Genomic DNA, 17,941 nt, shown 5'->3' on the forward strand with positions numbered 1-17,941 from the left:
TTTTATTCTGGCTGAAACCATCATGACGACCCCTTCTGAATGTTGCCTGAAAACCGGCGGCGACCCGCGTACGCTTGCGGATTACGCGCGCCTTCGCGATGAAATGAACAAACTGACCCATCCGGCGCGCCCGGATGTCAACTGGCGGCTCGCGGAAAAACTCTGCCTGTCGCTGTTTGAGCACAACGGCGTGGAGCTACAGACTGCCGCCTGGTATACGCTTGTCCGCATGCATCTGGCGGGGCTATACGGCATGAATGAAGGGCTGGCGATACTGGTCGCGCTGGTCTCCCGGCAGTGGGGCAATATGTGGCCGCAGCCGACGACTGCGCGAATCAAAATACTCAGTTCGCTCAGTCAACGGCTGCAGCAGGCGATGCGCACGCTGTCGCTGACCGATATCGACCTGAGCCAGCTTTACCAGGCAGAAGCGCATCTGACGGCGCTGGATGACGTACTGCAGCGTCTGGAACTCAAACATGCCGGCCAGCTTGATGCCCTGTCTATCCTGCTGCACAACGCGGCGGTGCGGCTGGAGAGCAGCGAAAATAAAGAGGAGACCGCGCCGCAAGCGGCCGCGCCTGATCCTGCCCCTTCCAGCCTCCCTGAACCGACCGCGCAGGTGAAATGGGTCTATGTCGCCGAACCGGCATCGCGGCCGAATGCTGACGTTGTGACGGCATTCCCGGCGCCCGCGAAGCCCTGGAAGCCGTTTGTCGCCGGGATGCTGACTATGCTGGCGCTGGCCGGGGCCGCGGCGGGAGGATGGCGGGCAACGCACCCGTCCGATTCGGGGCAGATGCGGTTTCCCGCCCGGTTCTCTCCATTGCCTACGGTGCTTTCCGCTGAGCAGTTACAGACGCTACGACAACAATCCCCCTCGGCGGAGCCGGGGATAAAACAGACTCAGCAGCAGCTGGCGCAGCTTTTACAGCTAAAACCGGACTGGGCTTTGAGTTATGGTACTCATCTGGCGCAGCAGGCGCTGACGCTATGGCCAGAACAGGCGAAACCGCTGGCGCGGCAATGGCAACAGCAGGTCAGCGCCGCCGCGCTTCCCGTGGAGAATCTCAGCGGCTGGCACCAGGGAATGACGCAGCTACAGCAGTTGACGAACCGGCTTAACGCACTGGATGAACAGAAGGGGCGGTATATCACGGTGAGTGAGCTGAAGTCAGCGGTGTTTGCCATAACGCAGTCGTTCAGCCGTACCGTTCCGGCGGAAGAGCAGCTGCGACAACTCTCCGCACAGCCGCGCAATCAGCCAGGGTCTGCGGCGCAGCAGAACCAGACGGAGCAGCATCTGCAACAACTGATTGCCCGCTATGCTGCGCTAAAACAAAAAACGGCGGAATAACCCTGCAATAGCACCCGCACGGGTTATCAGCTTGAAGCATGACTTTCGCTATCGGAACGGCCGGTCGCTGGCCAGATGCAACAACCCTGCCACACCCGGCACCGGCGCGCCTGTCGCGCCGGTGCCTCCTTTCAGCGTTTAATCTCCCCAGACAGGGCTATCTAATAACGCCGTAATTCACTGGCTTCCCAGCTATACGCGTCCCTGGCGATTAACGTGTCGCCAAGCTCCTGATAATCGAAATGATAAAACTCAGCGCGGGCGCCATAACCGGAGTAGTCGACTGCCGCAAGGCCAACAAACGCTCCGGTAAAGAATCCGCCATAGCTTTGCAGGACATAATCATCCGAAAGGATCGCAGCATCTAGCTTCACAGGGATTTCAGTGAACTCAACCCCATCAAAGCTATATTCATAGCTATACGTTTCCTTCCTGACTTTCGTCCGGAACCAGACATATTCAACGTGCTCCGGGACCTTGATGGCTTCATCTTTTAAATATGATGTATACCGCCCTCGGTTATTCTCACCTATTTCAATGACCTTACCGTTAATTTCATTCCAGGTAATGAACACAAAACTCCAGTGACGATCGTTATAGTAATTCGTTAATCCGGCCATTTGCTGGTAGTTAAATGGATTAAATTTAACTTTAACTTTCGCATCAAAATAAAAGGCTTGCCAGCGTCGGGCAATCAGCGACAGGTCATGGGTATTCGCTAAAGATCCCTGGCCAATTAACGTTAACTTGCCATCGCCGGTGGTACCCATTTTTTCTGTAAACGGCACCCGCAGGGTGTTCCAGTTACCATCGAGTGTCGCCGTTGTAAATTCGTCGTGCTGGCTACGGTCTTCCGGACTTTCGGTATCAATGGCATCTTTCGGGCCTTCGACAAACGTCTTTCCGCCGTGACCGCCTTCAATACGCGGCCAGCCGCCTTCATCCCAGTACACCTTCTGGATAGCCGTTTCTCTGCCCAGCGTTGACCAGCCGCGAGGATCGTAGACTGACTCACCCGGGCGATTCCACGGACGCGCGCAGAGCGAGGCGTAGTACCATTCGCCGCCGGGGGTGGAAACCAACGCGCCGTGCCCTTGCTTTTGGATGTAGCTGTCTGGCGTATCGACGTTGGTTAAGAAGACCTCACCTGGCTCCGTTTCAAAGCTGTTGGCGTCTAAGGTTTTAGAACGCGCAACCACTTCCTGGTGCGTAAATACGGTGCCCCCCTGGGCGGCAAAAAGATAATAATATCCGTTCAGTTTATAGAGATGCGGCCCTTCAACGAGCCCAACGGCGGTCCCCCGATAAAGGGTACGCGCGGTCTCTGGCATTAATTTCAGGGTTTTTGTATCCAGTTCAGTTAACGTGATGCCGTCAAAGGGATGGTGATATTCGCGATGGTCCCAGGTTTGCTGCACGATATATTTCCGGCCATCATCGTCGTGGAAGAGAGAAGCATCAAAACCTACGCCGTTAAGCTTAATGGGATCTGACCACGGGCCACGGATATCGGCTGCGGTGGTCAGATAGTTTGTCATGTCTTTAAAGGCGCCTTCGGTGACTTTGACGTCGGTATACACTAGCCAGAATTGACCGTCGGCATAAGAGAGCGCCGGCGCCCAAATGCCGCCTGATGAAGGATTGCCTTTCATATCCAGCAGGGTGGTGGTTGACAGGGGCGAAGGGAGAAGATTCCAGTGCTCCAGGTCTTTTGACTCATGTAAACGAACGCCAGGGAACCACTCAAACGTAGAGTTGGCGATATAGTAGGTGTCCTCGACACGGATAATACTGGGGTCGGCATTAAACCCACGTAAAATAGGGTTTTGAATAAGTGACATATCATTACACCTTTTTATTTAAATGTTCCAAATGCATTTAATTTATATTTTTAACTACACGCGGACTTCATCAAGCTGACGGTTAATATCGGTCACGTTTTTGTCAGAGATGGGATAAACCTGCATGATGATCATCGATATGATGGCTAACGCGATAGGGATCCACACCGCGGTCATAATGATCCCGTCGATAGCGCTGGCGCTTTGCCGGGCGCCGGTTTCATTAAAGCCATAAACGGCCAGTAACCACAGGGGAATCGCGCCGCCGATGGTAAAGCCGATTTTGAAAAAGAGGCCCATAATCGCATTAATGATCGCCGCATTTCGCTTGCCGGATTTTAATTCGCCATACGCAATCACTTCAGGAACCAGCGCCCACATAAAGCCGGTCGCGGACGTTAAGCCCCATTGTTTAATGAAGGTGGCGATGTAAGCAAGCCAAAGCGCATCGTGCATGCCCTCGCGTGACCAGACGTAAGTCAGTAGCTCGCCGACAATAAACATGGCCAGAAAAATATGGAAGAAGCCTTTTTTACCAAAAATTTTCTTGAGTTTGGGCCAAAAAATAGGGAATGCGATGCCCGGTATGGAGGCGACAAGGCCTACGGCGCCCATCCATTCTGAATGACCGACAACGTACTGATTGAAAAAGCCGTTAACCGTGTTCATGAAAAACATGAACGTGAAGGCCAGCATGAAAAACAGCCCGAGAATAACCAGCGGGCGGTTATGTTTGAGTTCAAGGAACAGATCGGTCGTTTTGACGTTGGCGGTCTGTTCTGCCGTCGCGACAACGCGTTCTTTCGTAAATTTATAGCAGATGAAAAGCGCCACCGCGCCGATGAGCATATACACGGAGTAGACGCCGAACCAGGCGTAGTTGGCTGATGGATCGGTATAGTTTCCCAGATTGAGCTCAATGCCGAAAAAACCGGTGTCCTTAAGGCTGCGATCTTTTGGTGAAGCCATCTGTACAAACATCGGGAACAGGGTATAAACAAGAAGATTGGCGCTATTGGCCAGCATCATTCGGGTACTGGTGAGTTTATCAATCGATTCCGGATCCCGGGTCAGGGACGCATTAAGCGAACCATAAGGAATATTCACTACGGAATAAACTAAATCCAGAGCCAAATAAACGATGAAGGCAAAAGGTACCGAACCTCTGACCCCAGGAATGGGAGCAAAAAGTAAAGCGGAAAGGATCACCAGCGGTACGCCGGCTCTTAACAGCCAGGGGCGATATTTACCTGCTTTTGACGTTCTTTTGTCAACATACGTGCCGACCATCGGATCCCAAAAGACATTGATGATTCGGACAAAAAGAAATATAAACCCTGCCGTTGCCGTGCTGATGGTATTAACCGTCAGCATGTGAAGAGCCAGAAAGCCGCCTATTGTGCCAAAAACCAGGTTTTGAGCGAAGTCGCCCATACCATAACCAATACGTTCTCCACGCGTTAATTTATGATATTCATCATGGCGGCTTTGCATTATGTTTTTACTCATTCTGAGCAGACTCCGGTGTGTTGTGTGGATGTGTAACAATTTCTGACATAAATGATCTCGAAGAATCTATTACGTTTTTAAATTAATTTATTATGTTTTTTTACTTCTGTGATCATCGAAGCAAAGCCTCCTCCAGACCCTCCATTTCACTTGTTGATTAACGCTTTACAAGCTATACCCCGGTAGATTTAAAACGCCGCAAAACCGGCATTTTGTTTTATTGTTTTTTTTACTCTGGCCACTCCAGGAAATGTACTCTACAGGGTTATCCGCGCGCTGAGTAAATGGCGCGAATATTTGCGAGATGGCTCACGTTTGAGCATTTTCTTAATCACGGAGTGAAATAACGTAATTGAGCAACCGGCCAGGAGAATACAGGATGTGTCACAGTTGTTAATTTTTCGCTTCATAAATTATGGGATTCATCATGCCATCTTGTGCTGAGCGGGGCGCTGCCAACGGTTTGACTCATCCATGCGACGGTGCCGGGGCGGCGGCTGGCGGCGGCCGGACCCTGTGTCCCGGGGATGCAGGGCAAAGCGTTAGCGCCCTGAACGCTACCCAGCGTCTGGGGGGCAAAACGTGATGCTGTGAGTAGGGAGGACGTCGCCATCGTTTTAAACCACGGCGTTAATTTCGGCGTATGCCCCAGCGCATTCAACGAATTCACTGCTGGCCGGGGGAACTATCCAAAGTGATAATTCACCCGGGCTGCGCTAATACTTAAACAATAACTATGGAGATCGGATAGCCCTAATAGTGTAAAGCCTCTGTTGACGTACAAAATAAAAATTAAATCGTTCTTATGATAGCGACATATTCTGATTGCCCAGAATGGGATTGTTATTATCTGAATAAAATTAACCTATATTGAGATAATTATGACAATGATAAAAAAACTTCCATTACCCATGGCGGTTATCGCCGCGCTTTTCCCATTTACCTCTGCAGTCGCCCAAGAGTTCACTCAGGAACAGATCGACGCCATTGTGGCGAAAGCCGTCGATAAAGCCCTGGCCGAACGCCAGGCGAAAATCGACGCCGCGGCTGATAAAAAAGTGGATGTTATCACCAACCCGCAGACCACCGCGGCCACGCCGGATATGGCGATCCCCTTCGGCCTGAAGTTCAGCGGCTACGCCCGCTACGGCGCGCAGTTCCAGACCGGCGATCAGAAGTTTGTCGGCGTCGATGGCTCCTATAACGGCGCCTCGGCGATCGGCCGTTTAGGCAACGAAGGCAACGGCGGCGAATTCCAGATAACCAAAGCCTTCAGGAGCAGTAAAGGCGCTATCTGGGATATCAACGTCATGTTTGACCACTGGAGCGATGAAGTTAACCTGAAAAAAGCCTACGTCGGCGTCACCAACGTGCTCGAGTCTAACCCCAACGCCTATATCTGGGCCGGCCGCGACTTCCATCAGCGCCCGCAGCAGGGGATCAACGACTACTTCTGGATGAACCACGACGGCCAGGGCGCCGGGGTGAAGAACTTTGATATCGGCGGCGTGCAGTTTGACGTGGCGGGAGTGTCGCAGGTGGAGTCCTGTAGCCCGGAAGTGATGGCGGACGAGGCCAACCCGTCGCGCATCACCTGTACCGGCGGCTCCGGTACCGGCGATAACGGCCACTACGCCCTGACCACCAAAACCCACAACATCAAGGCCGGGCCGATCGACGTTGAGGTGTACGCCAACTACGGTTTCGATTCGAAAGCGGTGGACAGCGACGAACGTCTCGACGCCTGGCAGGGCGGGCTGGTGCTGAGCCACACCAACGACAGCGGCGTCAATAAAGTGATCCTGCGCTACTCCGATAACTCGGATAACAGCGTCTACAACAAAACCGATGACCTGACCGCGATTTACGCCAGCTTTGAAGGGCTGCATAAATTTACCCGGCAGGCGCAGATCGAATATCTGCTGGCCTTCCACGACTATGACAACGGCAAGGACAACACCGATAACCGTAAAAACTACGGCGCCATTGTCCGTCCGATGTACTTCTGGAACGATGTGCACTCCACCTGGCTGGAAGCGGGCTACCAGCGCGTCGATTACGACCAGGGCGGCGATAACCACGGCTGGAAGCTGACGCTGTCGCAGAATATCGCCATCGGTATGGGGCCGGAGTTCCGCCCGATGCTGCGCTTCTACGTGACCGGCGGCCAGGTGGATAACAAGCGCACCGCGAAGGTTAACGGCACCAAAGACGAGCAGCTGGATTCGTTAAACCTTGGCGGTATGTTTGAGGCGTGGTTCTAGAAGCCAATGGATCCAACAACGAAGAGGCTGGCGTGCGCCAGCCTCTTCGCGCGTTCAGCTATCTCAATGCACCGTCAGGCGGAGGGCCAGGTCCTGCGGGTAGGGATCAAAGTAGTTCTGCGCCTGCAGATAGCGATCCGGGTATTCGGCCAGATAGTGCTTAAGCAGCGTTAACGGCGCAAGAATAGGCAGCAGCCCGGAGCGATAGTTAAGGATCACCTCCCGCAGCTCGCCGCGCTGGCGGCTGTTTAGCTGGTTACGAAAGTAGCCCTGAATATGCATCAGCACGTTGGTGTGGTTTTTACGCGAGGCGGGCTGTTTCAGGATCGTCATCAGTTTTTCGCGGTAGATCGCAAAGAAAGCCTCCAGATCCTGCCATTCGTGGAGCGAGGCAACGAATGGGCCAATCTCGCGGTATCCCGCCTGATGGTGGGCCAGCAGCTGCAGTTTATAGCGGCTATGGAAATCCAGCAGCGCGCGGCGCGTCAGGCCATTTTTGTGCAGACAGTTAAGCTCGTGCAGGGCGAAGACCCGTTCGACAAAATTTTCACGCAGCACCGGATCGTGCAGGCGGCCATCTTCTTCCACCGGCAGCCACGGATATTTCTCCATCAGCGCGGCGGTAAACAACCCTGTGCCTTCTTTTCGCCCGCGATTGCCCTTTTCATCGTACAGCCGCACGCGTTCCATGCCGCAGCTGGGCGATTTGGCGCAGACGATAAATCCCGATAGTGCGCCCAGGGTCGAGAGGTGGGCGCTGGCGAAATCGGCCATCTTCTCCGTCACGTCGTCGTGCGGTGCATGCGTGAAGCGCATGCGGATTTCCCCTTCGGTCGTTTGCACCAGCCGCAGCGCCGGGCGCGGGACGGGGAGGCCGATAGCCATCTCCGGGCAGACGGGTTTAAACGCCACCCACTGCGCCAGCTCGTCCATCACGAAGCCCATGCGCTTATGCCCGCCGTCGAATCGTACGGCAGAACCGGTCAAACATCCGCTGATCCCAATGACGGGTTGTGTGTTCATGGCGTAGTCCTCTTTTATTGTGCGGTTCGGGTGAAGAAAAGGGTCACGATGGCGACGGTAATGCCGAATTTCTCCATCTCGGTTTTGTTGAACAGATGCGCGTCGTCCTGCAGGAACATCCAGTCGTCGAAGTGCAGGAGCCAGGTGCTACCGCTGGCCGTCACGTTCATGCTGTAGCGCCAGTGAAAAGCGTTGCCCGCCGCCTGGCCGGTCGCCACGCCGGCAATGTCGCCCGCGGTGCCTTCATAACGGTGGTCGCCGGTGCGGCGAATGCGCCATACCCGCTGCTGCTTTTCGCCATCATCGTAAATAAAGCGTTCGTGGAGCGTCAGCGTGTCGCCAACAACGTCGCCGTCAATGGCGACATGGAAGCGGCGCAGCTGTTTGCCGTTGCGATCCTGAACCATCCCCCAGGCTTCCGTTTTGCCCTGAAAGTAGTGGAAAATGTCCAGCGCCGGCTGCTGCTGCCGGTAGTCGGCCACTTCGGCGCTGCAGCCCGCCAGCGCCAGCATCAGCAGCGCGAGGCCAAGGGTCAGAATGCGTTTCATGATGTTCGCTCCGCGGTAAGCTGCACAACGCTGATGGTGCGGGCGTTAAACCCGGCTTCGCAGTAGCCGAAGTAGTAGAGCCACATGCGGCGGAAGCGATCGTCAAAGCCGAGCTTCTCAATATCCTGCCAGGCGTGGATAAATCGCTGCCGCCAGTGGGCCAGGGTGCGGGCGTAGTCCGGCCCCATATCGAACAGATCGCGCACCACAAAATCGGTGTGCCGCGTCATCAGCTCGTTCATCGCCGTGATGCTGGGCAAAAATCCGCCGGGGAAGATGTAGCGCTGAATAAAATCCACGTTTTTGCTGTAGCCGCGATAGCGCTGATCCTGGATGGTAATTGCCTGGATCGCCATTCTGCCGCCCGGGCGCAGCCGCGCCTGGCAGGTGCGAAAGAAAGCCGGCAGATAGCGTTGCCCCACGGCTTCAATCATCTCCACCGACAGCAGCTTGTCGTACTGGCCGGTCAGATCGCGGTAATCGCAGAGCAGTACCTCGACGCGATCCTGCAGCCCGGCGCGGGCAATTCGCGCGTTGGCCCACTGGAACTGTTCCTGCGACAGGGTGGTGGTGGTGACCCGGCAGCCGTAGTGGCGGGCGGCGTATTCGGCCATCGCCCCCCAGCCGGTGCCAATCTCCAGGAGATGATCGCCGGGCGTAAGCGCCAGACGCTCGCAAAGGCGCGCCATTTTGGCCCGCTGGGCCTGGGTGAGATCCTGGCCGTCGTCGGTAAACAGCGCGCTGGAGTAAAGCAGCTCGTCGTCAAGGAAGTGGGCGTAAAAGTCGTTGCCCAGATCGTAATGGGCGGCGATATTTGCCTTCGCCTGCGCGCGCGAGTTGCGGCGCGTCCAGTGGCGCAGCCGCTCGACGGGCTTGCCCAGCAGCCGGAAGCCGCGCTCCAGCCGCCCCAGTACCTGGCCGTTACGCGCCAGGATCTGCAGCAGCGGCGTCAACTGCTGGCTCTCCCATTCGCCGTCCATCCAGGCCTCCGCGGCGGCGAGGCTGCCTCCGGTCAGTAAACGCCGGTAGACGCCCGAGGAGAGCACGTGCACCTCGGCGCGCAGCGCGGCGGCGGGGTCGCCAAAATGAAAGGTCTGCGCCCCTTCGCGTACGGTGAGCGCCCCTTCGCGAATGCCGCTCAACAGACGAAAGAGCAACCAGCGCGCGATACGCACGTTGCGCGGGATATCGGGTTCAAGCGCAAAGACAGGATCGGTCATGAGCGTTCACTCCTGCTGACAGGATGGTTGTACAGCGGCACGCGCTTGAGCCATAGCCGCAGCGCCTGCCAGTAGATCGCGAGGACGGTTTTCAGCGTCATCAGCGGAATGCGCAGCAGCAGCTCGCGCAGGCTGGCCCGCGTTAAAGGCGCGCGGCTCAGGGCCAGCGTGGCGTCGAAGACTTTCGCGGCCTGATGGTTCTCGATATGCATGTGCAGCGTTTTACCGGGACTGTTAAAGCGCCAGAGGTAGACCATATCCATCGGGTTAAACGGCGAGACGTGAAAGGCTTTCGCCAGCGGACGCGCCCGTTGACCGTCTACCGCGTAGTAATGGCGCTCATTCCACGGCGTGTTGCGCACTTCGGCCAGCACCCAGCGCAGGGTACCGGCGCCGTCGTAGCAGTAGTAAAAGTTGACCGGGTTAAAATGAAAGCCCAGGTAGCGCAGTTGGGTCAGCAGCATGACGCGGCCATCCGGGCGCGCGCCGGTCAGGCTTTCCAGCCGGTTCAGAACCTGCGCTTTCAGCGGCGTGCCCAGCGGATAATCCGCATCGTAAAAAGAGGCGGCAGCAAAGCGATTGCGGCGGATACCCGCTTCGCCGAGCCGATCCAGCTCATCCAGATCGAGCCAGGCCATAAAGATGCGATAGCGAAAGTGGTGCGCTTTCGGCTGAAGACGGCGGTGGCGTAATACGCCCTGATAGAGGCAGCTGTTCATGTCAGAGGTTCTCCGCCGCGATGATGCCGTTGACCACATCGAGGGCGCTGCGCACGCCATCTTCATGAAAACCGTTGTACCAGTACGCGCCGCAGAACCAGCTTCGCTGGCGGCCGTTAATCTCCTCGCGCCGCATCTGGGCGGACCAGCTTTGGGGATTAAATAGCGGGTGTTCATAGACCATACGCTTCCAGACGAAGCGCGGGTCCACCGGCGCTGGCGGATTGAGGGTGACGCAGAACAGCGGGGCGTCGGCAGGCAGGCCCTGGAGAATATTCATGTTATAGGTGACGCAGGCGCTGGCCTGATCCTGTTCGCTCAGGCGATAGTTCCAGCAGGCCCAGGCGCGCTTGCGCACCGGCAGCCAGCGGGGATCGCTGTGCAGGACCACCTCGTTTCGCTGCCAGCCGATATCCCCCAGTATTTCGCGTTCGGCGAGCGTCGGGTCCGCCAGCATGGCCAGCGCTTCGGCAGAGTGGCAGGCGAAGATCGCCTGATCGAAGTGCTGCTCCCCCGATGCCAGCTGGAGCGTGACGCTATCCTGATGACGGATCACGTTCTGCACCGGCGCATTGAGGCGCAGGCGCAGGCGATCGCCGGACCGGGCAAGCAGGGCGCGCACGTATTCGCGCGAGCCGCCGGGCACCACGTACCACTGCGGGCGCTGGCGGATATCCAGCAGGCCGTGATTATCAAAGAAGCGCAAGAACAGCGCCAGCGGGAAGCGGCGCATCTCCTGCAGCGACGAAGACCAGATAGCGGCCCCCATCGGCAGGATATAGTGGCGTGCGAAAAAGGGGCTAAAACGGTGCCGCTCAAGGAAGGTCTGCAGCGTGGCGCCCGGGTCGAACGCTCCCGCCAGAGCCTGCTTCGCCAGGCGATTAAAGCGGACGATCTCCGTCAGCAACCCCCAGAAGGCCGGCTTTAGCAGATTGCGCCGCTGGGCGAAAAGCGAGCTCAGGCTGTGGCCGTTATACTCCAGCCCGCTTTGCGGATTGTGGACCGAAAAGCTCATCTGCGTTTTTTGACCGCTCAGCCCAAGCTCGTTAAGCAGGCCCATAAAGCGCGGATAGGTGCGATCGTTATACACGATGAATCCGGTATCGATGGCCCAGGTACCCTGCGGCGTGGCGATATCCACCGTGGCGGTATGCCCCCCCGGCGTGGACGCCGCTTCGAACAGGGTCACTTCGTGTTGCCCGGCAAGGCGCCAGGCGCAGGTCAGCCCGGCAATGCCACTGCCAATAATCGCGATTTTCATGGGCGCACCATCCTGCGCAATAGCCTGCGCTGAAGTCCTTCAGGAAGCCCGGCCAGCAGGCGCAGAAGCAGGCAAAAGCCCGTCGGGAAGGCGATACGATCGTGCCCTTTCGCCAGGCCGCGGCGAATCGCTTTAACCGCCTGCTCCACGCTCACCTGGCCGGGCATAGAAAAATCGTTTTTACGCGTCAGCGGAGTGTCAACAAACCCCGGCGAAACGACCGTGACGGCGATCCCTCTTGGCTCCCAGTCCAGGCGCAGACTGTTGGCAAACCAGGTCAGCGCCGCTTTCGAGGCGCCATAGGCTTCGGCCCGAGGAAAGGGTAGCCAGTGCGCCATCGAGCTCACCAGCACCACGCGATTCCCGGCTGACAGCTGCGATTGAAGCGCCGCCAGGCAGTTCACCGGCCCGAGAAAATTAGTGGTGATGACCCTTTCAACCAGCCCGGCATCCACCGTTCCGTGATCGAGATATTCGCAGGTCCCGGCGCAGAGAATGATCAGATCGGCGCGGCAATCAGCGAGCGTCTGGCGACAGGCATCCCTGTCCGTCATATCGAAAGAGCGGACGCTGATGTGGGGACTGTGCTGCTGTAGCGCCGACAGACGCGACGGATCGCGGCCGCAGGCGATAACCCGGTGGCCGTCCGCAGCGAAGGACCTGGCGAGCCCGGCGCCAATGCCGGAGCTGGCGCCGGTGATGAGCACCGTCATCATGACCGCACCCTCCGTTTAGCGCCGCGCACCGCCCATCCCAGCAGGGGAAGGTGTTCGTACAGCATCTCCCCGGCGTCGTAGTAGTCACGCTGGTGAATAATTCGTTCGTCTTCAACGGTGACCACCGAGCAGCCCGCAAGCTGTAGCGCCTTCCCCCCGGCAAGTCGCGGATGCGACCAGTGCATGGTCCAGGCGACGGCAAAACGTTGACCTTCGCAGAGTGGGGCATCGAGGGTGAAACGGCAATGATCGACGTTGGCCAGCAGGTGCGAAAGATAATCCTGGATCGCGGACAGCCCCTGGTGTTGGCCAAAAGGATCGATCAGCACCGCATTCGTGTGGTACAGCGCGGCCAGCGCCGAAGGCGGCTGGGTATCCAGCGCGGCGTAGTACGCGCTAAAACGACTGATGGCGGACGACGAGGGACTCATAGGTCACTTCCTGAGTAAACAATATGGCATAGTTAAAACTTACACAATTAATATTATTTGTCCAAGTTTGGACTAAAATATTTTTTATTTTCATTGATTATCAGTTGGTTAATAACGTGTCTCTGAAGCATGCTTTTGTGGGGGGTTGGAGAGAAAAGAAGAGTCAGCGGGCTTGTGCGAAAAAAGAAGAGGGGCAATTCTGAGGGACCTGCTCGTTGCGCCACGGAGCGGTGGCGCACGCAATTACAGCGCAACAATCTCCAGAGAGACAACCTGCTGCCAGCGTTCAACCTGTTTCTGGCGGGCTGCAGAGAGTTTACCGGTCGTCACCAGCAGCCATTTGCGATCCGGCAGGATCTCCGGCGCCAGGGTCGCGGGGGGGAGAGGGAAGGATGTCGATGCGGTGGCCCTGACCGGTGCGTTTGAGCGCTTCGAGCCAGATTTCGCAGGCGTCCGTCAGGTGCCAGCCGGTGATCAGATAGTTATCGCCGGGCGCCTTTTTGTCCCCTTCGAGGCAAAAAGAGGTGTAGGCGATAATGATGCCGTCGAGGATTTCGCGCAGCGTCATGATGGCGGGTACGTTGGCGGAAACCTGGCTACGCAGCGGGCGCAGCACTTCGGTGACCAGCTCGGGGCGGGGGGATTCACGACCGGCGTCGTAAATCAGCTGGCGCAGGGATTCGATTTTCCCCTCTTTAAGCCGCTGGAGCATGCTCTCCTGCAAGGTGATCCAGTTATTCGTCCGCCGTGCGCCAGGGCGCGCCAGCAGGGGCTTTACCTGGCTGACAGGTACCCCTTTTTTTACCCAGTCGAGGATTTTAAGCGCCTGCTGGATATCGTCATCGTTATACAGGCGATGGCCGCCATCGGTACGCTGTGGTTTAAGCAGGCCGTAGCGACGCTGCCAGGCGCGGAGCGTCGTCGCGTTTATGCCGCAAAGCTGCGCAAATTCTCCGATGGAGTAGGTCATAAGGTACACCTGATAATCAACAATACTCTCAATAATATACTACGAATAGCGGCGGGTTGAGTGCATTCCACGCGTTTGCAAACTGTAGCCTCTGCCGGAACTTAGTGAAAAGAAAAAGGAGAGAACAAATAAATCGCCACCATCCCTGAGAGGCTGACGATCGTGCTGATGATGAATCGGGTTCTGAACGGCTGCTTTTGCGTTTTGTGGCGGAACAGCTGTTGGCCGGCTATCGCGCCAGCCCAGCCGCCCAGCACCCCGAACGCCAGCAATGTGGCTTCCGGTACTCTGCGCCAGGCCCTGCGCGCCGCCATTTTATCCACGCCGTAGAGCGCCAGGGTCAGCGCGTTGACCAGCAGGAGCCAGGTAGCAAAGGGCCAGGCGGTAAAAATGCTGCCGACCGCTGCGAAAATCAGGAGCAAATAACAACATCGATTGAGATTTATCATATGAGCCGCGGTTATTTTCAGCGTGTATCGAAGCCGCATTATACGCATTACCCGCGGCGAGAAAAATCCGCTACCCGCTTCGGATGGCGTCAGCTTATTGCGTCATTTGCCGGCTGGTGTACAACGTCATCCCGACCGCGGCAAGAAGCAGTATGCCGCTTAAGCCAAACGCGCTTTGCCACCCCAGGCGGTCAAATACCAAACCGCCCGTCGTCGAACCCAGCGCGATCGACAGCTGAATAACGGCAACCATCAGACCGCCTCCCGCTTCGGCGTTGTCGGGCAGCGTCCGCGCGATCCATGTCCACCAGCCGGTTGGCGCCGCGGTCGCCAGCATCCCCCACAGGCTTAACAGCACGGCAACGGTCCAGGCGTGGTGTCCTACCAGAAGCAACGTGCCGGCGATGAGGGCCATCAATAAAGGGATGGTCATTAAGGTCTGATAAAACCGGGCGTTGAGGAGTGTTGAAACGCCCAGGGTGCCGATAAAACCCGCGACGCCGATAGCGAGCAAAATCAGGGACAGGCCAGAGGCGCTGACGCCGGTCACCGCTTCCAGAAACGGCCGCACGTAGGTAAATAAGGCAAACTGCCCCATAAAGAAGAGTCCGCAGGCCAGCAGACCGATTGCGACGATGGAATGTCTGAGCAGGCGAAGCACGGAGCCGCGCGGCCGGCTCGCTTTATCGCTTTCCATCGCAGGCAGGCTGAAGCATTGCCAGATGAACGCGACTATCGCCAGCGGCACGAGGCAGAAAAAGGCGCCGCGCCAGCCGACGGTGGCCCCCAGATAGCTGCCAAGCGGCGCGGCCACGACGGTCGCCAGCGCGTTGCCGCCGTTGAAAATCGCCAGCGCGCGGGGAACCTGGTGCGTGGGGACCAGCCTGATGGCGGTGGCCGCCGACATCGACCAGAATCCCCCGATAACGATGCCAATCAGGGCTCTTCCCGCCATATAGATCGCATAGCTGTGGGCCAGCGCGACAATCATTCCCGAGACCGCCATCAGAACCGTCAGCCCCAGCAGAAGGTGTTTACGATTCAGACTTCCGGCAAGGTTAGAGATAGTCAGGCTGGTCAGCACCGCCAGGGCGCCGGAAATCGCAATGCCCTGGCCTGCCAGCCCCTCGGTGATGTTTAGCTCTCCGGCGATCGGCGTCAGCAGGCTGACCGGCAGAAACTCGGAAGCGATGAGGACAAAAACGCACAGCGTCATGGCAAAGACGCCGCCCCAATGGGCGTGCGGTTGAGGGGGTGGTGTATGACGACTCAGTGTGGACATGATAGGGGTATCTCTTTATTTTTCCGGCCAGATTCGGGTGCGGCCGGAGCGGACGCTATTCTTGAATAACGACTAAAACGTGGGTAAACGTCATGCGCGGGCGAGGGCAAGCCGCCCGCGACGATCGGGCGGCTTCCGGCCGTTATCTCAGGTTGGTTTTGAAAAACTGTTCAAATCTGGCAAACGGGATTTTACCGGCCGCATTATCATAGAGATCGACATGGTTCGCGCCGGGGACAATCACCAGCTCTTTCTCTTTGCTACCGATGGCCTTAAAGGCGTCTTCGGCAAAATAGCGTGAGTGGGCTTTTTCTCCGGTCACGATCAGCGTCGGGATAGTGACTTCACTGGCATAGCTCAGCAGCGGCATATTCATAAACGACAGCGGCATGGTTGCATTCCACGCGCCGGTTGAGTTCACGGAGCGGGCGTGGAAACCGCGCGGCATCCGGTAATAGTCAAAAAACTCTTTCAAAACCGGGTTCGGGTTGGCCGGCAAGGTTTCCGGCAGAATACGATCGCCTGCGCTGACGTGACCTTTCTGATCGACATAAATATCATGCCCGCCCGGCGCGAAGGTGCCGCTTTCCGCATCCTTCCAGCGCTGCGCGTTCAGATACTGCAAGACGGCGCGGCGATCGGCGGTGGTATAGCGGTCTTTACCGTCGCCAACGCCGTGGCCCATCGCGCGGCTCATGTCGTACATGACGCTGGTGGCCACCGCTTTCACCCGGGTATCCATCGCGGCGTCATTCAGCGCCATACCGCCCCAGCCGCAGATGCCGAGCAGGCCAATTCGGTTGCGGTCCACCTCGTTTTGCAATCCTAAGAAATCCACCGCCGCGCTGAAATCCTCGGTGTTGATATCCGGAGAGGCGACGTTACGCGGATGGCCGCCGCTTTCCCCCGTATAAGAAGGATCGAAGGCGAGGGTGACAAAGCCCTGTTCCGCCAGGGTCTGTGCATACAGACCGCTGGACTGCTCTTTCACCGCGCCGAAGGGGCCGCTGACGGCAATCGCCGCAAGCTTGCGCTCGCCGCGATCTTTCGGAATGTAGAGATCGCCGACCAGGGTGATCCCATAGCGGTTCTGGAAGGTCACCTTACGGTGAGTGACTTTCGCGCTTTCCGCGAAGGTTTTGTCCCATTTTTCGACCAGCGAAACGGGCGCGTTTGGATTGGTTGTTTCGGCATAGCTCATGGTGGTGACTCCACTAAGTGACGCGCATAGCAGCATGGCAGGCATGGCGGCCGTCAGTTTTCTGGTAAACGCTTTCATTAATCATTCCCCTAAAACAGCTTCCAGATACAGGTTTCATACGGACAACGCTGCGGTGCTTTGTTGCAATGCGCTGATTATAGTTAGCAGTCAGAGTGCTGATTAGCGGGTGAAAAGTGCTAAGATTCATATCATATTGTTATAAATTAAGGCGCAGGCGCGGGAGGAATCATGGCAAAACGGGAAAACTATAACGATCTGTACCTGTTTATGCTGGTGGTGCGGGAGGGCAGTTTTACCGCCGCGGCGCAGCGGCTTGGGCTGGCGCAATCCGGCGTCAGCCGTGCGGTACGTGAACTTGAAGAAAGGCTGGGGGTACAGCTTCTGGTGCGTACCACCCGTAAACTCTCGCTCACCCAGGCCGGCGAGCAGCTCTATCGAACCGTTGAATCCGGCTTTGATGCGTTAGATTCGGGGCTTTCGACTCTGGCGTATTATCGCAACACCCCCACCGGTACCGTCCGCATCAATGCCAGCCAGCACGCCATTGATAAAGTGCTTCTGCCAAAGCTTTCGGTGTTCAAACAACGCTATCCCGATATCCGGCTGGAACTCATCAGTGAAAGCCGGTTTGTCGATATTATCGCGGAGCGATTTGATGCCGGGGTGCGTCTGGGGCCGGAAGTCGGCGGCGGTATGGTCGCGGTGCGCATTTCACCCGATATGGAGATGGTCGTTGTCGGCACGCCCGAGCATTTTCGCCGCTACGGTTTTCCGCAAACGCCGGCGGACCTGGTGGTTCATCCCTGTATCGCGTACCAGTTTGGCGACGGGACTATTTATGCCTGGGAACTCAATCAGGACGGTAAAAAAATCACCCACCGGCCGCAGGGACAGTGGGCCTTTGCCGACAGCTATATGGAAGCGAAGGCCGCCCGGCTGGGGTTGGGGCTGGCCTATGTCCCGCAGGAACTGGTTGCCGATGACTTAGAGCGAGGCGCGCTTATCAGAGTCCTGCAGCGTTACAGCCAGCGGCTGGAAGGCTCTTTTCTCTATTATCCCCATCGTAATGTGTCGCCCGCGCTGCGGGCGGTGATAGACACGCTGAGAATCTGAGCAAGCAGGACCCAGA

The 17,941-nt window shown here is 57.2% G+C and carries 15 protein-coding genes and 1 pseudogene; 3 read left to right on the forward strand and 13 right to left on the reverse strand.

Features of this window, described 5'->3' with window-relative positions:
• Nucleotides 1-22: 22 nt before the first annotated feature.
• Complete coding sequence (locus tag BJF97_RS13155; RefSeq protein ID WP_032694511.1) at nucleotides 23-1,357, forward strand: VasL domain-containing protein; 1,335 nt, start codon at nucleotides 23-25, stop codon at nucleotides 1,355-1,357.
• Between the two features lie 161 nt (nucleotides 1,358-1,518).
• Here BJF97_RS13155 and BJF97_RS13160 read toward each other — a convergent pair whose 3' ends face one another.
• Complete coding sequence (locus BJF97_RS13160; protein WP_014229090.1) at nucleotides 1,519-3,198, reverse strand: glycoside hydrolase family 43 protein; 1,680 nt, start codon at nucleotides 3,196-3,198, stop codon at nucleotides 1,519-1,521.
• Between the two features lie 54 nt (nucleotides 3,199-3,252).
• A complete protein-coding gene (locus BJF97_RS13165; protein WP_038423198.1) occupies nucleotides 3,253-4,692 on the reverse strand; it encodes an MFS transporter in 1,440 nt (479 codons plus the stop codon).
• An 896-nt stretch (nucleotides 4,693-5,588) separates the two neighbouring features.
• Here BJF97_RS13165 and BJF97_RS13170 point away from each other — a divergent pair.
• Nucleotides 5,589-6,971: a carbohydrate porin gene (locus tag BJF97_RS13170; protein WP_014229092.1), complete on the forward strand. Its 1,383-nt coding sequence runs from the start codon at nucleotides 5,589-5,591 to the stop codon at nucleotides 6,969-6,971.
• A 63-nt stretch (nucleotides 6,972-7,034) separates the two neighbouring features.
• On the opposite strand, the gene BJF97_RS13175 is transcribed toward BJF97_RS13170, so the two are convergent.
• From BJF97_RS13175 to BJF97_RS13225, 11 genes and pseudogenes are all read right to left on the reverse strand, one after another.
• The gene (locus tag BJF97_RS13175) at nucleotides 7,035-7,994 is read right to left on the reverse strand and encodes a YbgA family protein (protein WP_032693662.1); all 960 of its coding nucleotides are present in this window, start codon (nucleotides 7,992-7,994) and stop codon (nucleotides 7,035-7,037) included.
• 14 nt (nucleotides 7,995-8,008) lie between these two features.
• Complete coding sequence (locus tag BJF97_RS13180) at nucleotides 8,009-8,542, reverse strand: DUF3833 domain-containing protein (protein ID WP_032693663.1); 534 nt, start codon at nucleotides 8,540-8,542, stop codon at nucleotides 8,009-8,011.
• Nucleotides 8,539-9,762, reverse strand: coding sequence for an SAM-dependent methyltransferase (locus tag BJF97_RS13185; RefSeq protein ID WP_014838292.1), 1,224 nt, complete (start codon nucleotides 9,760-9,762; stop codon nucleotides 8,539-8,541). The genes BJF97_RS13180 and BJF97_RS13185 overlap by 4 nt, the downstream gene beginning before the upstream one ends.
• Nucleotides 9,759-10,481: a DUF1365 domain-containing protein gene (locus BJF97_RS13190; protein ID WP_032693664.1), complete on the reverse strand. Its 723-nt coding sequence runs from the start codon at nucleotides 10,479-10,481 to the stop codon at nucleotides 9,759-9,761. Before BJF97_RS13190 ends, BJF97_RS13185 begins: the two co-directional genes overlap by 4 nt.
• 1 nt (nucleotide 10,482) lies before the next feature.
• Nucleotides 10,483-11,742, reverse strand: coding sequence for an NAD(P)/FAD-dependent oxidoreductase (locus BJF97_RS13195; RefSeq protein WP_032693665.1), 1,260 nt, complete (start codon nucleotides 11,740-11,742; stop codon nucleotides 10,483-10,485).
• Nucleotides 11,739-12,458 (reverse strand): SDR family NAD(P)-dependent oxidoreductase, encoded by a 720-nt coding sequence (locus tag BJF97_RS13200; protein WP_004850270.1) that lies wholly within the window; start codon nucleotides 12,456-12,458, stop codon nucleotides 11,739-11,741. Before BJF97_RS13200 ends, BJF97_RS13195 begins: the two co-directional genes overlap by 4 nt.
• Nucleotides 12,455-12,889 carry a nuclear transport factor 2 family protein gene (locus BJF97_RS13205; protein WP_014838295.1) on the reverse strand — a complete coding sequence of 145 codons (435 nt, stop codon included), beginning with the start codon at nucleotides 12,887-12,889 and terminating at the stop codon, nucleotides 12,455-12,457. Before BJF97_RS13205 ends, BJF97_RS13200 begins: the two co-directional genes overlap by 4 nt.
• 243 nt (nucleotides 12,890-13,132) lie before the next feature.
• Nucleotides 13,133-13,859: pseudogene (locus BJF97_RS13210) on the reverse strand (MerR family transcriptional regulator).
• Between the two features lie 101 nt (nucleotides 13,860-13,960).
• A complete protein-coding gene (locus tag BJF97_RS13215) occupies nucleotides 13,961-14,305 on the reverse strand; it encodes a DUF1294 domain-containing protein (RefSeq protein WP_032693677.1) in 345 nt (114 codons plus the stop codon).
• A gap of 97 nt (nucleotides 14,306-14,402) precedes the next feature.
• Complete coding sequence (locus BJF97_RS13220; protein WP_162763177.1) at nucleotides 14,403-15,590, reverse strand: MFS transporter; 1,188 nt, start codon at nucleotides 15,588-15,590, stop codon at nucleotides 14,403-14,405.
• Between the two features lie 142 nt (nucleotides 15,591-15,732).
• Nucleotides 15,733-16,869 (reverse strand): alpha/beta hydrolase, encoded by a 1,137-nt coding sequence (locus BJF97_RS13225; RefSeq protein WP_071889103.1) that lies wholly within the window; start codon nucleotides 16,867-16,869, stop codon nucleotides 15,733-15,735.
• Between the two features lie 171 nt (nucleotides 16,870-17,040).
• On the opposite strand from BJF97_RS13225, the gene BJF97_RS13230 reads away from it, so the two are divergent.
• Complete coding sequence (locus BJF97_RS13230) at nucleotides 17,041-17,925, forward strand: LysR family transcriptional regulator (protein WP_014838299.1); 885 nt, start codon at nucleotides 17,041-17,043, stop codon at nucleotides 17,923-17,925.
• Nucleotides 17,926-17,941: the final 16 nt, after the last annotated feature.

Source organism: Klebsiella sp. LTGPAF-6F, assembly GCF_001753185.1.
Taxonomy (GTDB): domain Bacteria; phylum Pseudomonadota; class Gammaproteobacteria; order Enterobacterales; family Enterobacteriaceae; genus Klebsiella; species Klebsiella michiganensis.

Bases quoted from the DNA above. Each gene is read 5' to 3' on its own strand.
- BJF97_RS13155 (WP_032694511.1), top strand. From the start codon at position 23: ATGACGACCCCTTCTGAATGTTGCCTGAAAACCGGCGGCGACCCGCGT.
- BJF97_RS13160 (WP_014229090.1), bottom strand. From the start codon at position 3,198: ATGTCACTTATTCAAAACCCTATTTTACGTGGGTTTAATGCCGACCCC.
- BJF97_RS13165 (WP_038423198.1), bottom strand. From the start codon at position 4,692: ATGCAAAGCCGCCATGATGAATATCATAAATTAACGCGTGGAGAACGT.
- BJF97_RS13170 (WP_014229092.1), top strand. From the start codon at position 5,589: ATGACAATGATAAAAAAACTTCCATTACCCATGGCGGTTATCGCCGCG.
- BJF97_RS13175 (WP_032693662.1), bottom strand. From the start codon at position 7,994: ATGAACACACAACCCGTCATTGGGATCAGCGGATGTTTGACCGGTTCT.
- BJF97_RS13180 (WP_032693663.1), bottom strand. From the start codon at position 8,542: ATGAAACGCATTCTGACCCTTGGCCTCGCGCTGCTGATGCTGGCGCTG.
- BJF97_RS13185 (WP_014838292.1), bottom strand. From the start codon at position 9,762: ATGACCGATCCTGTCTTTGCGCTTGAACCCGATATCCCGCGCAACGTG.
- BJF97_RS13190 (WP_032693664.1), bottom strand. From the start codon at position 10,481: ATGAACAGCTGCCTCTATCAGGGCGTATTACGCCACCGCCGTCTTCAG.
- BJF97_RS13195 (WP_032693665.1), bottom strand. From the start codon at position 11,742: ATGAAAATCGCGATTATTGGCAGTGGCATTGCCGGGCTGACCTGCGCC.
- BJF97_RS13200 (WP_004850270.1), bottom strand. From the start codon at position 12,458: ATGATGACGGTGCTCATCACCGGCGCCAGCTCCGGCATTGGCGCCGGG.
- BJF97_RS13205 (WP_014838295.1), bottom strand. From the start codon at position 12,889: ATGAGTCCCTCGTCGTCCGCCATCAGTCGTTTTAGCGCGTACTACGCC.
- BJF97_RS13220 (WP_162763177.1), bottom strand. From the start codon at position 15,590: ATGTCCACACTGAGTCGTCATACACCACCCCCTCAACCGCACGCCCAT.
- BJF97_RS13225 (WP_071889103.1), bottom strand. From the start codon at position 16,869: ATGAAAGCGTTTACCAGAAAACTGACGGCCGCCATGCCTGCCATGCTG.
- BJF97_RS13230 (WP_014838299.1), top strand. From the start codon at position 17,041: ATGGCAAAACGGGAAAACTATAACGATCTGTACCTGTTTATGCTGGTG.